We start from the raw sequence: 18860 nt of genomic DNA, 5'->3' as shown, positions 1-18860 counted from the left end.
GCGGCTCACTCGAGCAGGGAATCGCCGCGATCGGCCAGCCGCCGCAGCTCGACTCGGGTCACGTTGAGCTTGCGCATCGCGCGGTACAGGTGCGATTCCACCGTGCGCACCGACACGAACAGACGCCGCGCGATCTCGCGATTACGCAGACCCTCGGCTGCGAGCCGCGCGATCTCGCGCTCGCGGAGGGTCAGCGGTTCGGTGGCGTCCTCCTGGACGCGCAGGGACGTGCGAGTCGCCCGCTGCACCGCCCGCAACTCACGCTCCCGCGCCACGTCGCCGGCGACGAGGGGGGCCAGGGCATCGAGCATGCGCTGAGCCAGGTCGGGCGCACCCTGATCCAGGAACGCCTGTGCCGCCGTGGTCAGCACCACGGGATCGGTGGCGGACAGCCCAGCGATGGCGAGCTGCAGCGCGCGCGGCCCGGTGCCCTCGCGGAGTTCATGGGTCGCGGCGATGCGCACCTGCTCGGCGTCGGCAGTGCCGTCGACGCAGGCGAGGAAGGTGACCAGCAGCCCGCCCAGAGCGGTGTCGGCCACCCCGCGCTTGAGCAGTGTGAGGCGGAGTTCCTCGATGCCCTCCTGCATGGCACGGGACTGCATCCACATCAATGCAATGCCCGAGCGCACGAACCGGCCGCTGGCGATTCCGAGCGGGGGCAGCTCGTTGTCCTCGATCTCCGCCAGCACCCACGCCGTCAGATCGGTGTGGCGCTCCTGACGGAGATGGCGAAGCAGGCCGGACATCTCCTCCTCGTCGCGCCGCGTGATCGCGGAGACGAACTGGGCGACCGTGGTGCGGACCACGGCGGCCGCGTCGGAGAGCCGAAGAGCGCGAAGCGCGAGCATCTCGATCGCGGTGTCCACGTCGTCCGGCGGCTGGATGCCCACGGACGCACAGGCCAGGGTCGCGGTCAGCAGCGCGTCCACCGCCTGGCGCCGGGCGAGATCGCCGCCCAGCCCCGGCAGGGCGGTCGCGGCGTGTGCGGCGGCTGCCAGACGCCGGCACCGCGCCTCGACCAGGTCCGGCTCTAGCCGGGCGGCGCCGACGGCCACAAGCACGAGATGGGCACGCAGCGCGGCGATGTGCCCGGCCTTCTCGTCCCCCAGCACCTCTGCGGCTTCAGCGGCGGCCTCGTCGAGGTTGCCCTCATCCAGCAGGGCTGCGGCGTGGACGGTACGCGCGAGCGCCCGGGCGTAGGCGCTCTCGGGTGCCGCCAGCACGTCGGCCACCCGCAGGCACACGTCCTCGGCGCCCGGGACGGATCCGGTGAGCGGCAGCTGCAGACACTGCAGCCACGCCCAGTTCCAGCTCCCGGTCAGACCATCGCTGAGATCCGGGTCATCGACGAAGTGGGCGGCATACGAGGCCAGCGCATCGGGAACGCCCTGGGCGACGATGAGCGCGCCTGCGTCCGGCGCATCACCGAGCAGCGCGAGCAGACGGCGTCCGAGGGCGGCCGCCTCATCGATGTCGCCGCGGCGGCGCGCCAGCCACATCGCCACGCGCAGCACCGCGCGATGGGCGCTCTCGGGCACCGCGGCACGAAGCACCGGGTCCGCGGCCAGCGCACTGGCCGCGAGATCGAGCTCCGTCTCCAGACACTTCGCGGAGATCCGGACGGACGTGCAGATGTCGGCGATCACGCTCCGTGTCAGCGGCTGCACCTCGGCACCGTCGAGCAACTGCAGCGCCGCCCGCAGCGGTGGCGGAACACACAGCAGACCGCTGTGCTCCGAGATCACGCCGGTCTCCAGCAGAAGCCCGAGCTCGGTGGGGTTGAAGGTGCGGGCGAGCCGGTCCATGTCCACCCCGACGAGCGGAACGAGCTGCGCGGCAAGGCGCTGCAGGGGGAGAGGAAGGGACGCGATGATGTCTGCGGCTGCGATGACCGTGCGCCGCGAGAGCCGGCTGAGCACTCCCTCGGCGATCGGCGCCTCCTGGAGGTCCCGTGCCAGCGCCGTGGCGAGTGAGGAGATACCACCGCTCGTGACCCAGATCCAGTCGCACTCCGCCGTGCACAGCGATCGCGTGAGCGTCCCGCTGCGGCGCAGTTCGTCCAGCAGCATCAGGTTCTGCTCCTGCGTGAGCGGAGCCAGGGTGATGACCACGGCGTCGCGCACGAGATCTTCGGCTTCGCGGCCCTGGTGATGGGAGAACGGACGCGGAGGGCGGCGGGTCGCGATGAGCCGCGCACCCTGCGCACGAGCCGCACGCACGGCATCGACCTCGGAGACCGACAGCTGGTCCAGGTCGTCGACGATGACCGTCCGGGGCAGATCCGGGGAGGTTGTCACCGTCGCCGCCGTGGCAACGAACCGGCCGAGGGCCCGGGCGCGCTCGGCCACGGCGCGTCGCATCGTGTGGGCGCCCATGCCGGCCTCTCCCTCGCAGATGACATCGCGGCCGTCAGTCATCAGGGCGAGGGCGGTCTCGAGCTCGCTGAGGCGGCCGCCGGAGGGCGACATCGTCGTCGCGGACGGGATCGGGTGGTGCGGTTGCGCCGGAACCGGGGAGCGGCGTGGACCGGGTGCAGCAGAGGAATGATCGTGAACGAGCATGATCGGTCGATTCTCGGGGGGCATCGACGGGGAAGGGGGAGGGGGACCAGGAGGGGCTTCGGGGGGCCCTTCGCGGCTCGAGCGGGACTCGACGGGAAAGTCTGCTGCAGTGTGCTGCAGTTCATCTGAGCAGGACAGTAGTGAATGTGGATCGCTTACGCTACGGGCGGGGTGGCAAACGGACGATTTCCGGTGCTTGCGCTCGCCCTCCTGCGTAGTCGGCCGCATGCCTCTGCGTACTTTCGGCCGCCTCGTACTCGGCGGATGCGAAGCATCGACACGCCCGCGGCTCCCGGGCCCTGAATCCGCCGCTCGTAGGCTGGTCCCATGGCCGAGAACGTCGTCCCCGACAGCGATCGCGAGCATGCGCGCGAGAACCGCGACGCGGACGACGCGAGCGCGTCCGCGCCGGGGGAGCACGCGGTCGCGTCGGCCCGCGAGATGGCGGTGAACGCGCTGGTCCAGGATCCGGTCGACGAAGCCATCAGCATGGCCAACGCCTGGCTCTCCGCTGCCGCCGCAACGGATGAGCCGCGTATCGCTGACCTGCTCGCCGACCCCGATGGCGTGGCCTTCGCGCGCGCCTTCATCGACGGGGTGCTGCGGCCGGAGAGCCTCTCGGCGGCCGCGGGCAACCTGCACCGGCTGGGCGCCGACATCCCCGCCGCTCTCCCCTGGCATCTGCGCGGTGCAGTGCGGGTGGGAGCTGCGGTTGCCCCGGTGCTTCCGACGCCCGTCGTGCCGCTGTCTCGTCGGCTGCTGCGCGAGCGCATGGCTCCGCTCAGCATCGACGGTCGTCGCATCGAGCCGGGGGTCGCGGCACTGCACGGGCGATACGGTGCCGAGCGTCCCGTCGAGCTCCGTGTGCCGAGCGTCGCGTTGACGGGTGCGGCGCGCCTGACCGCGCGCCTGGAGCAGGTGATCGAGATCGTCCGCCGCCACGAGGCCGACGCCATCGCGGTGCCGCTGGCCCTCGTGCGCGGCCCGGAGCTGCCCTGGGCATTCGACGACCAGGTCGACGCCACGGTCGCGCGGTTGCGACCGCTCGTCGAAGCCGCCCTCGCCACAGGCACCGCGCTCACCGTCGAGGTCGAGCTCGCCTCCGAGCTGGATCTCGCGGTCGCCGTGCTCATCCAGGCCCTGGAAGATCCCGCCTACGTGCATGCTCCGCTGGGCATCGCCTTCTCGGCGGCCCTGCCGGACGCGCTTCCGGCCCTGCAGCAGCTGGCCGCATGGGCTCGCAGCCGCAGCATCGCAGACTTGGCGCCGCTGGCCGTGCGGATCGGCACCGGCATCGATCCCCGTGAGCGCGCGGACGCCGCGGTCGGGGGGTGGCCGCTGGCGGTGTACGACACGAGCGAGGATGCACGGGCCAACGCCATCGCACTCCTGGACGAAGTGCTCGGCCCGGACGCGGACGGCGCGGTGAGCATCGCCCTCGACACTTCCGATCCGTATCTGCTCGCCTACGCGCGCGTGCTCGCGGCACGCGCCGAGCGCACGGTCGCACTCCACCTCCACCCGGGTGTGCTTCCGGCACTGCAACGCGCGATCCTCGCCGATGTGCCCGGCGTGGTGCTCTCCGCTCCGGTCCTGCTTCCCGGCTCCGGCCTCGACGCCGCAGCGATGCTGTCGGCGCTGCTCGACGAGCGCGAGGAAGACGGTGCGCTGAGCGCCGTGCTCCCTCTCATCGAGGACAACGACGCGCGGGCGGAAGGGGCGCGCGCTCTTCGCGCCGCGGCCGATCGCGCGCGCACGCACGCCATCGTCACCGGGCCGCGCCGGGTGCAGGACCGGGCGCATCCGGAGGCGGCCATCGACACCCGCCTGCTCCGGGCGCCCGCACCGGCGGACGAGTCCGGGCTCACGCAGGAGGTGATCGGCATCGCGCGCGCTTCCGCCGCCACCGACACCAGCCCGATCGCGCCCGCTGAGGGACTGTTGTTCGGCGGGGCCCCCTTCGTCGAGACAGCCGTGTTCGCGGCGCGGGAGAATCCCGGTGGCGCCCTCGGCGTACCGGGCTTTCGCAACGCACCCGCGAGCGATCCGAGCACGGCCGCGAACCGGGAATGGGCGCGGGGGATCATCGCGCGGATGGTCGACGCGGGCGGGGTGGGCGAGGACGCCGACATCGAGTCCGGCGATCTCGACGCGACGATGAGCGCGGTGGCCGCTGCCGCCCCGGCGTGGGGTGCCCGCCCGGCGATGGAGCGCTCGGCCGTGTTGCGCCGCTTCGCGCTGCTGTTCGACGCGCATCGGGGGGAGTTCATCGCCCGCGCCGGCGCGACGCTGTTCGCCGATGCGGATGCGGACGCCACCGACGTCATCGATGCCGCAGCGCATGCCGCATCGCTGGCCCGGGAGCTCGATGCCGTGAGCGGTGCGGTGTTCATCCCGGCGCGGGTCACCGCGGTATCGGTGCAGGCCGCAGCGAGCACGGCGGACGCCGCCGGCGAGGTGTTCGCCGCCCTGGCGGCCGGGTCCGGCGTGATCGTCATCGCCCCGCGGGCCGTGCGCGAGCAGTTCGTCCTCATCCAGCAGGTCCTCGCCGAGGCAGAGCTGCCCGATCACCTCCTCGCGGTGACCGATCTGACAGACGACGAAGCGGTCGCGCCCGCCGGAGTCGACTTGCTGGTTCGTGTCGGTGCGCGTGAGCCGCTGGCTGGCACCGCCGTGACCGTGGCGGACCGCGAACCCGGCGTCAACGCCGTGATCGTTGCACCCTCTGCCGATCTGGAGCGTGCAGCCGCCGACGTCGTCATCGGGGCCTTCTCCCGCGCGGGGCAGGGGCTGGATGCGACGGCCGCGGTCATCCTGGTCGGTCCGGTGGGACGCTCCCGGCGGTTCATCGACGCCCTGGTGGATGGCGCACGCACGCTGGCGGTCGGGCATCCGGAGGATCCGCGCGCCGTGGTGGGGCCACTGGTCAGCGCTCCGGAGGGCGACGAGCTGGCCGCGCTGACACAGCCCGCAGACGGCGAGTCCTGGTGGCTGGAGCCGCGCCGTGTCGATGATCGGCTGTGGACCCCCGGCATTCTCGGCGGGGTGCGGGCCGGGTCGCTGCTGCACACCCGTGCGGTGGCCGCCCCCGTGCTCGCGGTCTCCGCGGTCGCCACGCTCGCCGAGGCCGTCGAGCTGCAGAATGCGATGCCCACGGCGCGTGTCGCAGGACTCCACACCCAGGACCCTGCCGACCTCGCACACTGGCTCGATGCCGCCCGCGCCGCAGCCCTCGTGGTCAATCGCCCCACCACCGGTGCGCGTGCGCAGCGGCGTCCGGTGCATTCCTGGACCGAGGTCGGCACGATCGCGGCGAGCGGCGGACCGCACCACCTCGTCGGGTTCGGCACGTGGCGCGCGAGCGGCGGTGGAGCCTCCTCCTCGACGCTGCACCTGCGCGGTCTCGATGCCCGTGTCGTCGCGATCATCGAAGCAGCCCAGCCCGATCTGGACTACGCCTCGTTCGATGCCGTGCGTCGCGGTGCGCTCTCGGACGCCGTCGCCTGGGACCGTGAGTTCGCACGCGTGAAGGACGCATCCGGTCTCCGTTTCGAGCGCCATCTGCTGCGTTACCGCCGCACGGAGGTCGCGGTTCGCGCCGCGGCGGACGCAGCGGTGGGGGACATCGTGCGCAGCCTCGTCGCCGCGGTCCGCACCGGCAGCGCGGTGACGCTGTCCCGTCCGGTCGGGCTCCCCGCCGGCGTCCGTCATGCGCTGGCCGAACAGGGAATCCCCGTGTTCGTGGAGGATGACGCGCAGTGGATCGAGCGCGTTCGCCACACGGGCGTGCGCCGTGTCCGTGCGATCGGCATGCTCGACCCCGAGACGCTCGGGCTGCTGCGGGAGACCACCTCTGACGCGCCGGTCACGGTGTTCGCCGACGAAGTCACGACGGCCGGCCGGCTCGAGCTGCTGCCCTATCTCCGGGAGCAGGCGGTCTCCATCACCGCCCATCGCGCTGGACGCGTGGACGCCTTCTCCGCCGCCGTGATCTAAACACGACCGCGCGGCCCGGCGGGGCCGCGGAATACGGTGCGCGCACGGTAGCCCCTACGGCGGTGCGACGCACGGATTACGTAGCGGCGCGCACCGCCACTACGGCTCTCTTCCCGCGAATACGCGTGTTGCCGTGCGGTGGGCGATGCCGTTTCCCGCTCCGTACGGAACCGCGGCGATGAGCGTTGCCACGGTGCGATGAGGCGGCGAGCGTGGTCGCCAACGTCCACGCGAAATCCCGACTGCGTGGATACCGCGACCGCAGCCTCCGGCGGTCGATTCTCGCGATTGGCACCGTCATGTCCACGAATTCCCGTCCCGCCCGCCAGCCCCGACTCAGCGAGCTCGTGCCTCACTCCGTGCACGCGCGCCGTCGGACTCGCGGACGAGGGCCAGGCAGGAGCGTGGTGAGCGTGCTGGCTGCGGCCGCACTCATCACAGGACTGCTCGTGGGTGCGGCTTCCCCCGATGCAGCCGGGACCCCCACGCCGGAGTCGGCCACGTCATCTCCCTCTCCTTCCCCCACCCCCACAGGCACTCCCTCGGACGCGGGGACGTCCGAGGGAGCTTCCGATGCCGGCTCCGGCGTGGAGACGCAGCCCGCGGTCGAGGTCGACACCGCGACCCTCGGGGACGCCGAGCCGGGTACCGCCGAACCGGATCCCGCGGACAACGGCCCAGATGCGGCAGCACCGCAGACCGAGACCCCGACGGACGCGGCCCCGACCCAGGCGGAGCCCACGCAAGAGGGCCCGACCGAGGCAGCTCCGACGGAGGCGGAGCCGGCGACGGAGTCGCCGGCTCCCTCTGCACCGCCGCAGACGTCGGAGACCCCCGCCCCGACCGATGCGGCCCCGACGGAGCCAGCACCCGCCCCCGCGGACACGGAGCCCGTCCCCACGAAGACGGAGCCCGCCCCGACGAAGACGGAGCCCGTCCCCACGAAGACGGAGCCCGCGCCCGCGGACACGGAGCCCGCCCCCACGAAGACGGAGCCCGTCGAGCAGCCTCCGGCCACATCCGCACCGGCGGTCAGCGCTTCCGCGACGCCCACTCCCACACCGACGCAGACTCCGCCCACGCGGTCCGTCCGCACCCTCACCGCCATGGCCGCGCTGGCCGACTGCGGATCGTCCGCCTCGGCGTGCGGCCGCCTCACGGCCACCGTGACCGTCGGTGCCGGCGGTCCGCTCACCGCTTCGGACTTCGCCCTCACCGCGACGAGCTCGGCGGGGACCTATGACCTCACCTCCGGGGTGACCGCGAACGTCGCCCGCCCGGCGTCCTATGTGCTGGCATCCACGCCGTCCGATGCCGCACAGGCCGCGCTCTACGACCTGACGGTCAGCTGTACCGTCGGCAATCTCGTCACCTGGAACGCGGCCACGCAGACGCTGACGTACAGCGGTCAGTCCACAACCAACGACGGTCGCCGTTCGGCCGCCTGCACCTTCGCCTACGCCTACAGCACGGGAACGATCACCGTGAAGGTGGGCGGCGATCGCACCGGCAGCAACGGCGTGACCGACCTCGCCGGCGTCGTGCTGCGGCTGTACTCCGGCGGCAGCTCCGGACCGGGCAGCGCGTTCGCCGCCGGCTGGGCCACCTGCACCTCGCAGGCAGACGGAAGCTGCACGTTCACCGTCCCCGCGACGGGAACCGCCATGGGCACCGGCGGATCGAGCGCTCAGACCGGAGGCAACAAGGACCGTCAGTTCTGGATTGTGGCCGAGTCCGCGCCCTCGGGATGGGTACTGAACCAGACGCTTGCCACGGGCAGCTCGGGGCAGAGCTCCCTCGCCTACACCTTCCGCACGCCGGCGATCACCTCGGGGGCCACCCTGTCCTCCACCTCCACCTCGCAGGCCTGGATGATCAGCAGCGACAACTCCGCCCCCGCCGCATCGGGCGGCATCTGGTCGGTCTCGCGCGCCAACGCGCCGCTCGGCTCGGCGTGTGGCGTCGACGTGGCAGTGCTCGTGGACCTGTCAGGATCTCTGGCCGGGCAGCTGGCGAACGTGAAGTCCGCCGCCAAGTCGGTCGTCGATGCCCTGCAGGGTACCGACTCGAAGGTGGGCGTCTACACCTTCGCCCAGAGCGCACCGTCCTCGTCCGGTGGAAACCTCGCGGCCACGCAGGTGGCCACCACGGCGGGCGCGGATGCCGTGCGCAGTCACATCGACTCCTTCACGACGCCGAGCGGTGGCACCAACTGGGACGCGGGGCTCGCGCAGATCCCGACCGGAACCTATGAGGCGGTCATCGTCGTCACAGATGGAAACCCCACCTACTTCGGCTCACCGGCCACAGGACCGGGCAACTTCACGCGCTTCCGGGAGACGGAGAACGGCGTCTTCTCCGCCAACCGCCTGAAGGCCGCCGGCACCCGGGTGATCGCGCTCGGCGTGGGCGACGGTGTCGGCGGGCCGGCCGACAACCTGCGCGCCATCTCCGGCCCCTCCGCCGGCAGCGACTACTTCCAGACCGCGGACTTCACCGCCGCGAAGAGCGTCATCCGCCAGTTCGCGCTGGGGGACTGCCTCGGCTCGCTCTCGGTGGTGAAGCAGGTCGCACCGAGCACTACCACCGGGGAGGACACCACCGGGGCCGCACCCGCCGGGGGCTGGGACTTCACCGCGACCTCGCAGACCGCGGGAGTCAGCGTCACCTCCCCCACCCAGACGACCGCGGCGGACACCGGCGTCGCGACCTTCCCGCTCACCTACTCCGGGACCTCCTCCGGAACCATTCGCGTCACCGAGGCGCAGCAGAGCGGCTACGCGGTCGTCACGCAGTCCGGCTTCACCGCGGTGTGCACCGCCAAGCAGCTGGACGGATCGTCGGTGAACCTCCCGGTGACGAACATCGTCGATGCCGCCCATCCGGGCTTCGCCGTCGACGTGCCGCAGCAGGCGGCGGTCAGTTGCACCGTGTTCAACCGGGCGCCCGTGACCGACACCTCCGTCACGGTCGACAAGCACTGGGTGATCAACGGCGGTGCCGAGGTTGCCAACGATCAGCTCCCGCTCGCCGGGGTGTCCGCATCCCTGCAGCTCGACGGCACCGATCAGGCATGGGGGAGCGCCCGCGACGGAGTCACGCCGGGCAACGCGATCGCCATTGCGGAGACCGTCACCATCCCGCCGAACCTCGATCAGTGCACGTCGTCGGGTGTGATCGTCCGCGACGCCGCGGGCGCCACGGTGGCCACTGCGCTGCCGTTCAGCCCGGTCCTGGTCGCCGACGCGTCGAAGAACGCCTACACGGTGGTGAACACCCTCACCTGCGGCGCCAGCCTCACCCTGGTGAAGCAGGTGGAGGGTGGCACCGCTGACCCGAGCGGCTGGACGCTGGCCGCGACCGGGCCGCAGGGCTCGATCGCCTTCGAGCCGGGAACGAGCGGTGTCACGCACCCGGTGACACCCGATACGGTCTACACGCTCTCGGAGAGCGGCGGATCCGCGCTGTACGTGCTCGCCACCTGGAGCTGTGTGGCGGTGGATGCGAACGGCGCGCCGCTGGGGCAGCCGCAGAACACGACGCAGGCCACCGTTGCGCTCGGCACCCGCCTCGCGTGCACCGCCGTCAACCGCGGGGCGTCGCTGTCGGTGGGCAAGACGGTCACGAACGACGACGGCGGCACGGCCGTGGCAGCCGACTTCTCCCTGACCGCAACCCCGGAGCCGCTGGCGGGTCTGACCGCTACGACGGTGACGGGGGCCGAAACGCCCGCCACCGCGAACACGTTCCCGGTGCGTCCCGGTCACGTCTACACCCTGACCGAATCGTCGATGCCCGGGTATCAGAACACTGGGCTGCAGCGGCTGGTCGATGGGGACTGGGTGGATGTCGCCGACTCCGGGCAGCCGGGCGTCTATCCGCGGGTGAACGGGGACGGCGAGTGGGAGGTGGTCGTCGACGCCCTCGGGTCCGACGCCTACCGGTTCGTCAACGACGACGAGGCGGCCAGCCTCACCCTCATCAAGCAGGTCGTGAACGACGACGGCGGAACCGCTGCGGCGTCGGACTGGACGCTGACGGCAACGGGTTCAGGTGCTCCCGCCATCTCGCTGGCGAGTGGTGCCGCATCTCCCGCCCGTGCCGGTGTGCCCTACGTGCTGGCGGAGAACGGACCGTCGGGATACGCGCTGACGGCGCTGAGCTGCGACAACGGGCACGCCGTCTCCGTCGACTCCCGCACCCTCACCCTCGCACTCGGCGAGCACGTCACCTGTACGTTCACGAACGACGACATCGCCCCCACGCTGACGCTGCGCAAGGACGTGATCAACGACAACGGCGGCACGCGCCAGCCGGGCGACTGGTCGGGCCTGCTGTCGGCGACCGCCGACGGTGAGACGGTCACCTATCTGCACAACCAGACGCGCTCCGTCGCTGCGGGCGATTACGCGCTGTCCGAGCAGCAGCTGTCGGGCTATGCCCAGACGGACCTCAGCTGCGTCGGGTCGGCCGCCCCGCTCGACGACGCGGTGATCACACTGCAGCCCGGGCAGAACGTGACCTGCACGTTCACGAACGACGACATCGCCCCGAAGCTGACGCTCATGAAGACCGTCGACAACCGCCACGGCGGCACCGCCGACGCCTCGGCCTGGGAGCTGTCGGCCACGGCAGCGGACCTGCCCGTTCTCAGCGGAACGAGCGGGGTCTCCGGCGAGGTCACCGCGAACGTCCCCTACACGCTGGAGGAGCAGGGCGATGTGCCCGGCTACGAGCTCAGTGACATCTCCTGCACCAACGGAGACGGATCTCCCGCTGACCCGACGGTGACGCTGCTGCCCGGTGACGACGTCACCTGTGCGTTCACGAACGCCGATCAGCCGGCGAGGCTCCGGCTCGTGAAGAGCGTGATCACCGATGACGGCGGCGATGCCGTGGCCGCGGACTGGGACCAGCTGCTCACCGCTGCGAACGGCCCGGACACGACGGCCTTCGACTCCGGGGAGACCATCGAGGTCGGTCCGGGGGTGTTCGAGCTTTCCGAGGGGGCCGGGCCCGCAGGCTACGCGCTCACGGCGCTGAGCTGTGACGGGCAGAACACCTCCCTGGCGAACCCGACGGTGACTGTCGGACTCGGCGACCTCGTGACGTGCACGTTCACGAACGACGACGTCGCGCCGACGCTCACACTGGTGAAGGAGGTCGTGAACGCCAATGGCGGTACGGCCACCGCGGGTGAGTGGTCACTGTCCGCCGCGGCGGACGGAACGGTCGCCGTCGGCGGCACCACGCCCGCGAGTGGCACGGTACGGGCGAACACGGAGTACACGCTGTCCGAGTCCGGAGGGCCGAGCGGCTACACGCTGACCGGCCTCGCCTGCACAGGCGGACACGAGACGAGCATCGACGCGGACACCATCACACTCGGCACGGGCGAGAACGTGACGTGCACGTTCACGAACACGGACGCGCCCGGTTCGCTGACGCTCGTGAAGTCGGTGGTGAATGACGACGGTGGCTCGGCTGTGCCGTCCGACTGGAACCAGCTGCTGACCGCACGGTCGGGTGACGCCGCGGCGGTGCTGTTCGACAGCGGTGAGACACAGAGCGTTCCGGCCGGCTCGTACGGCCTGGCCGAGCTCGCGGGTCCTGCGGGCTACACGCTCACCGGGCTGTCCTGCGATACCGGCGACGTCTCGCCGCAGAACCCGACCGTGATGATCGGTGTCGGCCAGCATGTGGTTTGCACCTTCACGAACGACGACGTGGCCCCGCGGCTCACCCTGGTGAAGACCGTGGAGCACCGCAACGGCGGCACCGCCACGGCGGACGACTGGACGCTGGAGGCTCGCACACCGGGTGGCCCGAACGTGCTGGTCATCGGCTCCGGCACGCGGGATGCGAAGGCCGGCGCGACCTACACGCTCTCCGAATCGGGGCCGGGCGGGTACTCGCTGGAGGACCTGTCGTGCACGGGCGAGCGCTCCGTCTCCGCCGATGACCCGCAGCTCGTGCTCGCCATCGGAGAGGACGTCACCTGCACCTTCCGCAATGTGGATCAGCCCGCTTCCCTCACCCTGGTGAAGAAGCTCACCGCGAACGCGGGCGGCACCGCGGTGCCGGCCGACTGGAACCAGCGTCTGGTCGCGTCGACGGGGTCGGACGACTTCGCCTTCGACAGCGGTGAGACCCGCGCGGTTCCGGCGGGGGAATACACACTGAGCGAGCTGGCGGGACCCGTGGGATACGCGCTCACCGATCTCTCCTGCACGACGGGGGAGGTATCGGTCGATGCTCCCCATCTCGTGCTCCACGAGGGTGAATCTGCCACATGCACGTTCACCAACACGGCCCAGCCCGTCACCCTCACGCTCGTGAAGAGCGTCGACAACGCCGCGGGTGGCACGCGTTCGGCCGACGAGTGGACGCTGTCCGCGTCGACCGATGCCGGATTCGCGATCAACGGAACCGGAGCCCTGGGCGAGGACGGCGAGGCGAGCATCAGCGGTTCGGTGCAGAGCGGTGTGGCCTACCGGCTGCACGAGTCCGGACCCTCCGACTACGACTCCGGCACCTGGCAGTGCCGGGCCGGGGACGGCGAGATCGCCGTGACCGACGGCTCCGTCACGCTGCCGGACGGCACGGACGTCACGTGCCGGATCGTGAACACCGCGATCCCCGCCGACGGGGCGGTCACCAAGACGGTGCTGTCGAACACGCAGAACGCCGACGGAACCTGGAGCGTGGTGTACGAGGTGCGGGTGGCCAACACCGGGCGCGTCGCCTACACCTACGACCTCGTGGACACCCTCGACTTCGGTGACGGCATCACGGTCGACGAGGCCACGTGGAGCGGCGCCGGACGCAGTGGGGCCTTTGGAGACGATCACTCGGCACAGCTCGCGTCCGATGCGTCGGTGGCTGCCGGCACGACCGAGGTCTACACCGTCACCGCCATCGCCACGGTGACCCCGGCGGCCGTCGATGACGCCACCATCGCCTGTTACGGCGGCGGCGAGGGAGATTCTGGCGGCTTCCTGAACACCGTCGTGCTCACCTCGGACCGCCTGGGCGAGCACGAGGCCGAGGCCTGCGCGGAACCGATCATCCCGACGATCCAGAAGTCGGCGATCTCCTCGGCTCGCGCCGGCGACGGGACGTGGACGATCTCGTACCGCGTGGATGTCGCCAGCCCCACACCGATCCCCGCTGGCACGAGCGTGCACTACTCCGTCACTGACATGCCGGAACTCCCCGCGAGCCTGGCGCTGGTCGGCGACTGGAGCGCCGTGGCCGAGCCCGGAAGCCCCGCGCCATCGGCCCCGGAGTGGGACGGCACGGGGTCCTGGACGCTCATCTCGGATGGTGTGCTCACCACCGCGAGTGCTGCGCACAGCTGGATCATCAGTGCCACCGTGAAGCGCACCGATGCGCCGGTCGTCGTGGAGCCCTGCGACGACGGGTCGGGAGCGGTCGTGTGGAATGGCGCGACGCTGACCAGCGGAGCGGTGACCGAGGAATCCCGCGCCTGCGCCGTGGTGGAGGTCATCGACGTCTCTCTGACGAAGACGGCGCAGCTTGCCGAGGGTGAGACCTCTGTGGAGCCGGGTGACGCGTTCTCCTACGTGCTGACCGTGACCAACAACGGCACCCGCACCGCGAACGAGGTGAGTGTGACCGACACCGACATCCCAGAGCGGGTGCGGATCGACGCGGTCCAGGTGGTCGGCGACGGCGTCACCTGGGGCCCGGAGCCGGGCTTCGACGAATCGGGTGTGAACCTCGTGCTGAGCGGCCTCGCTCCGGGTGCGTCCGCGCAGATCATCATCCACGTCACCTTCGTCGCCGTGACCGGCCAGGCGGTCCTTCCCCCGGGTTCCACTCCCGAGGCGCCGGCCCCCGTCGAGAAGCTCGACAATACGGCCTGCGTGTCGATCGCCGGGGACGAGGTCACGAGCGACAACTGCGACACGGCCACCGTTCCCACCCGCGACATCGCGGCCGTGGTGTTCACCAGCTGTGACGGTGACGCCCCGATGCTGGGATGGACGATCCGCAAGTCGTCCACACTCGCCGACGAGCCGATCGAGTTCCGCTGGACACCCGACACCGGGACATCCACCACCCGCCCGCCGGACGTGGTGCTGACGGCGCCGGGCGGCACCAGCGAGTGGAGCGACCTGATCGCGTGGCCGGGAGCGGAGTTCACCCCCAGTGGGGTCAGCATCGACTATCCGGGCTGGCGGATGCTGCGGGCATCGGACTACACGCCGGACGGCCGGGGCTACTACATCCCGGGAACGACCACCGTGATGACTCCCGAGCAGGTGGCCAGCCACGTGTACAACGGACTCATCCTCGACGACAGCGAGCTGGACTACGCGTGGCGCGGTGAGACCACGATCACCTTCTCGGTGAACCCCACGCTCACCTTCACCACCGGGTATCCGCCGGCGACCCCGTCGTGCGCCGTGCCGCGGCACACGAAACTCGCCATCTACAAGATCGCTGATCGTTCGATGACCACGGGCGGCGGGGCCGTGGACTGGTCGATCGCGATCCGCAACGTCTCCGACGACTCGGCGGCGGAGGGAGTCGTCCTCACCGACGAGATCCCCGACACCCTGAAGGTGACCGGGGTGACCTGGCAGGGCAAGGGCGACACCAGCGTCTTCCCGAACTGGAAGGACTGCACCGTGAGCGGGGCGAGCGCACGCGGGTATGGCGGGACCCTCACCTGCACCCTGTTCGGTCCACTCCAGCCGCAGGGCGACGAGGGCGTGTCGCAGGCGCCGACGGTGAAGATCTCCACGGTCGTGGACCCGCAGGTGAAGTTCAGCCGGATCAGCAACACGGCGGTGGTCGACTACCACACCTTCGGTGATCCCTCCGATGCGGGACGGGCGTCCTCCGAGGCGAACGTCGGTGTCACGCTCCTGGCGGTCACCGGAAGCCAGGGGCTGGGAACAGCGCTGCTGGTGGCCATCGCGATCATGGGCCTGGGCGTGCTGCTGGTGCTGCGTCATCGGCGTCGCAGCACCGGACGTTCCTGAAACGAGAGGCGGAGCGCTGCGCGGGTCCTTCCGCGCAGCGCTCCGCCGTTTTCGATGGGGTTGCGGCTTCCGCGATGGCGGTCGGTTGGGGATAATGGAGTCGGCGTGCTCGGATCGCCGGCTTCACACAGCTCCGCCGAGCCCCTGGACAGCGTCCGCCGCACTCTCATGAGGAGACATATGTCGACGCAGGAAACCGCCCCGTCCGCCACGGTCGAACTCGCCCCCGAGCGGGTGGCTCAGCACCGTCGCTACCTGATGTGCCGGCCCGAGCACTTCACCGTGGACTACACGATCAACCCGTGGATGGACCCCGCGCAGCCCACCGATACGGCCAAGGCCGTGGCCCAGTGGCAGAAGCTGTACGACCTGTATCTGGAGCTCGGTCATGAGGTCGAGCTGATCGATCCTCTTCCCGGCTACCCGGACATGGTCTACACGGCCAACGGCGGCTTCCTGATCGACGGCATCGCCTACGGGCCGAAGTTCCGCTACGTCGAGCGCCAGGGTGAGGGGCCGGCGTTCATCGAGTGGTTCCGCGCACAGGGGTACGACACCCGTGAGCCGCGCGAGACCAACGAGGGCGAGGGTGACTTCCTGCTCGCCGGTGACGTGATCCTCGCCGGAGTGGGCTTCCGCTCCAGCGATGCTAGCCAGGACGAGCTGCGCGAGATCTTCGGTCGCGAGGTGGTCTCGCTCACGCTGGTCGACCCGCGCTTCTACCACCTGGACACCGCACTCGCGATCCTCGACCCGGTCGTCGAGCCCGGCGCCGAGGTGGGCGTCGCCTACTTGCCGCACGCCTTCGACGAGCGCAGCCGGGCGATCCTTGCCGAGCGCTTCCCGAACGCGATCCTGGTCTCCGATGAGGACGGCGCGGTGTTCGGGCTGAACTCCGCCAGCGACGGACGCAACGTCATCATCTCCCCGCGCGCCACCGGCTTCGAGAAGCAGCTGCGCGAGCGCGGGTACGTGCCGCACCTGGTCGACCTGTCCGAGCTGCTGCTCGGCGGCGGCGGCATCAAGTGCTGCACCCTGGAGCTGCGCGGGGCCGGATCATGACCGACACCGCTGTCGCCGCCGAGGTCGTCTTCCCCGGTGAGGACCACCTCGCTCACAACTACCACCCGCTTCCCGTCTCCGTGTCGCACGGCGAGGGTGCGTGGGTGACCGATGTCGAGGGCAAGCGCTACCTAGACCTGCTCTCGGCGTACTCCGCGCTGAACTTCGGGCACGGGCACCCGGCGATCCTCGCAGCGGCTCACCGTCAGCTGGACCGCCTCACCCTGACCAGCCGGGCGTTCCACAACGATCAGCTCGGTCCGTTCGCCGAGGCGCTGGCGTCGCTCTGCGGCAAGGACATGGTGTTGCCGATGAACACCGGGGCCGAGGCCGTGGAGACCGGCATCAAGGTGGCACGCGCATGGGGCTACCGGGTCAAGGGCGCCGCCGAGGGTCGCGCCAAGATCATCGTGGCCGACGGCAACTTCCACGGCCGCACCACCACGATCGTCAGCTTCAGCGACGACCCGACCGCCCGCGAGGGCTTCGGCCCCTTCACACCGGGCTTCGTCCGTGTGCCGTTCGGTGATTCCGAGGCGATCCGTGCCGCGATCGATGACGACACCGTGGCGGTGCTCGTCGAGCCGATCCAGGGTGAGGCGGGCGTGATCATCCCGCCCGACGGCTACCTGCGGGAGATCCGCGCGATCACCGCGGAGCGCAACGTGCTGTTCATCGCCGATGAGATCCAGTCCGGTCTGGCGCGCGTCGGCACCACCTTCGCGTGCGACCGCGAGGGTGTCGTTCCCGACATGTACCTGCTGGGCAAGGCGCTCGGCGGTGGCGTGCTGCCGGTGTCCGCGGTCGCGGCGAACGCCGATGTGCTCGGGGTCATCCGCCCCGGTGAGCACGGCTCGACCTTCGGTGGCAACCCGCTGGCGGCAGCCGTGGGCCTGCAGGTGGTGTCGATGCTGGCCACGGGCGAGTTCCAGGAACGCGCTCGCACGCTGGGGGAGCACCTGTCCGAGAAGCTGCATGCGCTGGTCGGCCACGGTGTCACCGCCGTCCGCGTGGCGGGCCTCTGGGCCGGCGTCGACATCGACCCGGCCCGCGGCACCGGGCGTGAGGTCGCCGAAAAGCTGCTCGAACGCGGCGTCCTGGTGAAGGACACCCACGGTCAGACGGTGCGCATCGCACCGCCGATCGTCGTGCGGGCCACCGAGCTCGACTGGGCGGTGGAGCAGCTGCACCTCGTGCTCGGCGACTGAGACAGCGGTCGTGATCCGCGGCTCCGGTGCTCCGGGGCCGCGGATCCTTCTTTTCCGGGTGGGACGACCCTGAGTTTTCCCCTGATTGTGCTGCGGCGCCCGTGCCGTGAGACGTTCCGGGTGCCTGCCGACATTTAGGGTGGAACGGTGAGGAGGGGTTGATGGGCGCACGACTGGCTCATGCCGCTCACGCGCGTCCTCCGCGGCAGATCTGGCGCGTGCTGCGCATACTCCTCGGCTCGGTGCTCACGGCCGCGCTGCTGCTGGGAATCGGCGCAGGCGTCGGCTGGTGGTCGCGGCTTCCCGATGTGGCCGTCACGCGTGCCGAGCCGCCCCGCCCGCGTGCCATCGGCACCCCGTCTCCGAAGCCGGTCACGGCTCTGTGCACTCCGCAGGAGAAGCCGCTGATCCTGCTCACCGGCAGCTCCACGGTGGACGAGTGGAAGAGCTCCGATACGGACCTGAAACCGCTGCGCACGGAGAACATCGGCATCGGGGCCACCACGATGAAGGACCAGTTGCAGTACATCCGCCGGATCATCCCCACCGTGAAGCCGCAGGTCATCGTGCTGTACTCGGGCGCGAACGATGTCGCCATCGGCGGCAAGCCGGCGGATGTGGTCGCGGATGTGCAGGCGTTCGTCGCCGAGGCGAGCCAGCGCCTGCCGGGTGTGGTCATCTACTTCGTCTCGATCAACGACGTGCCCGCTCGGGCACGCAACGCGAAGGACTTCAACGCCGTGAGCGCGTCGATCGCTTCGCTCGCTTCGGCGGACGGGACGCTGCGGTACATCGATACGGAGACTCCGTTGCTCGGGGGCGGGAGTGCCCCGAACGCCGCGCTGTTCCGTCCGGACGGGATCCACCTGAACGATGACGGCTACAAGATCTTCTCGAAGGTGATCCGTGAGCGGCTGCTTGCCGACGGGTGGGACGACATCCCCTGCGTCTAACCGGTTTCATCGCGCGCGAATGGTTCGAAATCCCGCCGGATAGGCGCGAATCGCGCGCAATGAAAC

Annotated in this window: 6 protein-coding genes; 5 read left to right on the top strand and 1 reads right to left on the bottom strand. The window is 70.7% G+C overall.

The features are described from left to right. Positions 1-5: 5 nt before the first annotated feature. Complete coding sequence (locus LQ566_RS06270; RefSeq protein WP_231090748.1) at positions 6-2561, bottom strand: helix-turn-helix transcriptional regulator; 2556 nt, start codon at positions 2559-2561, stop codon at positions 6-8. Between the two features lie 327 nt (positions 2562-2888). Between LQ566_RS06270 and LQ566_RS06265 the strand changes: the two genes are divergently transcribed. The 5 genes from LQ566_RS06265 (at position 2889) to LQ566_RS06245 (ending at position 18794) form a co-directional block, all read left to right on the top strand. Next, positions 2889-6557: a proline dehydrogenase family protein gene (locus LQ566_RS06265; protein WP_231090747.1), complete on the top strand. Its 3669-nt coding sequence runs from the start codon at positions 2889-2891 to the stop codon at positions 6555-6557. Positions 6558-6964: 407 nt separating this feature from the next. After that, the gene (locus LQ566_RS06260; protein ID WP_231090746.1) at positions 6965-15571 is read left to right on the top strand and encodes a prealbumin-like fold domain-containing protein; all 8607 of its coding nucleotides are present in this window, start codon (positions 6965-6967) and stop codon (positions 15569-15571) included. A 180-nt stretch (positions 15572-15751) separates the two neighbouring features. Next, entirely contained in the window at positions 15752-16633 is an 882-nt protein-coding gene (gene ddaH, locus LQ566_RS06255) for a dimethylargininase (protein ID WP_231090745.1), read from the top strand. Continuing rightward, complete coding sequence (rocD, locus tag LQ566_RS06250; protein WP_231090744.1) at positions 16630-17841, top strand: ornithine--oxo-acid transaminase; 1212 nt, start codon at positions 16630-16632, stop codon at positions 17839-17841. The genes ddaH and rocD overlap by 4 nt, the downstream gene beginning before the upstream one ends. Before the next feature lie 161 nt (positions 17842-18002). Then, positions 18003-18794 (top strand): GDSL-type esterase/lipase family protein, encoded by a 792-nt coding sequence (locus LQ566_RS06245; RefSeq protein ID WP_231090743.1) that lies wholly within the window; start codon positions 18003-18005, stop codon positions 18792-18794. The last annotated feature ends 66 nt before the right edge of the window (positions 18795-18860 follow it).

The organism is Microbacterium nymphoidis, from assembly GCF_021044885.1.
Lineage (GTDB): Bacteria > Actinomycetota > Actinomycetes > Actinomycetales > Microbacteriaceae > Microbacterium > Microbacterium nymphoidis.
Note: the sequence above shows the minus strand (reverse complement) of the source record. Positions and strands in the feature narration are given on the sequence as shown.

Coding starts and splice junctions, on each gene's coding strand:
- LQ566_RS06265 (WP_231090747.1), top strand. CDS start 2,889: ATGGCCGAGAACGTCGTCCCCGACAGCGATCGCGAGCATGCGCGCGAG.
- LQ566_RS06270 (WP_231090748.1), bottom strand. CDS start 2,561: ATGCTCGTTCACGATCATTCCTCTGCTGCACCCGGTCCACGCCGCTCC.
- ddaH (WP_231090745.1), top strand. CDS start 15,752: ATGTCGACGCAGGAAACCGCCCCGTCCGCCACGGTCGAACTCGCCCCC.
- rocD (WP_231090744.1), top strand. CDS start 16,630: ATGACCGACACCGCTGTCGCCGCCGAGGTCGTCTTCCCCGGTGAGGAC.
- LQ566_RS06245 (WP_231090743.1), top strand. CDS start 18,003: ATGGGCGCACGACTGGCTCATGCCGCTCACGCGCGTCCTCCGCGGCAG.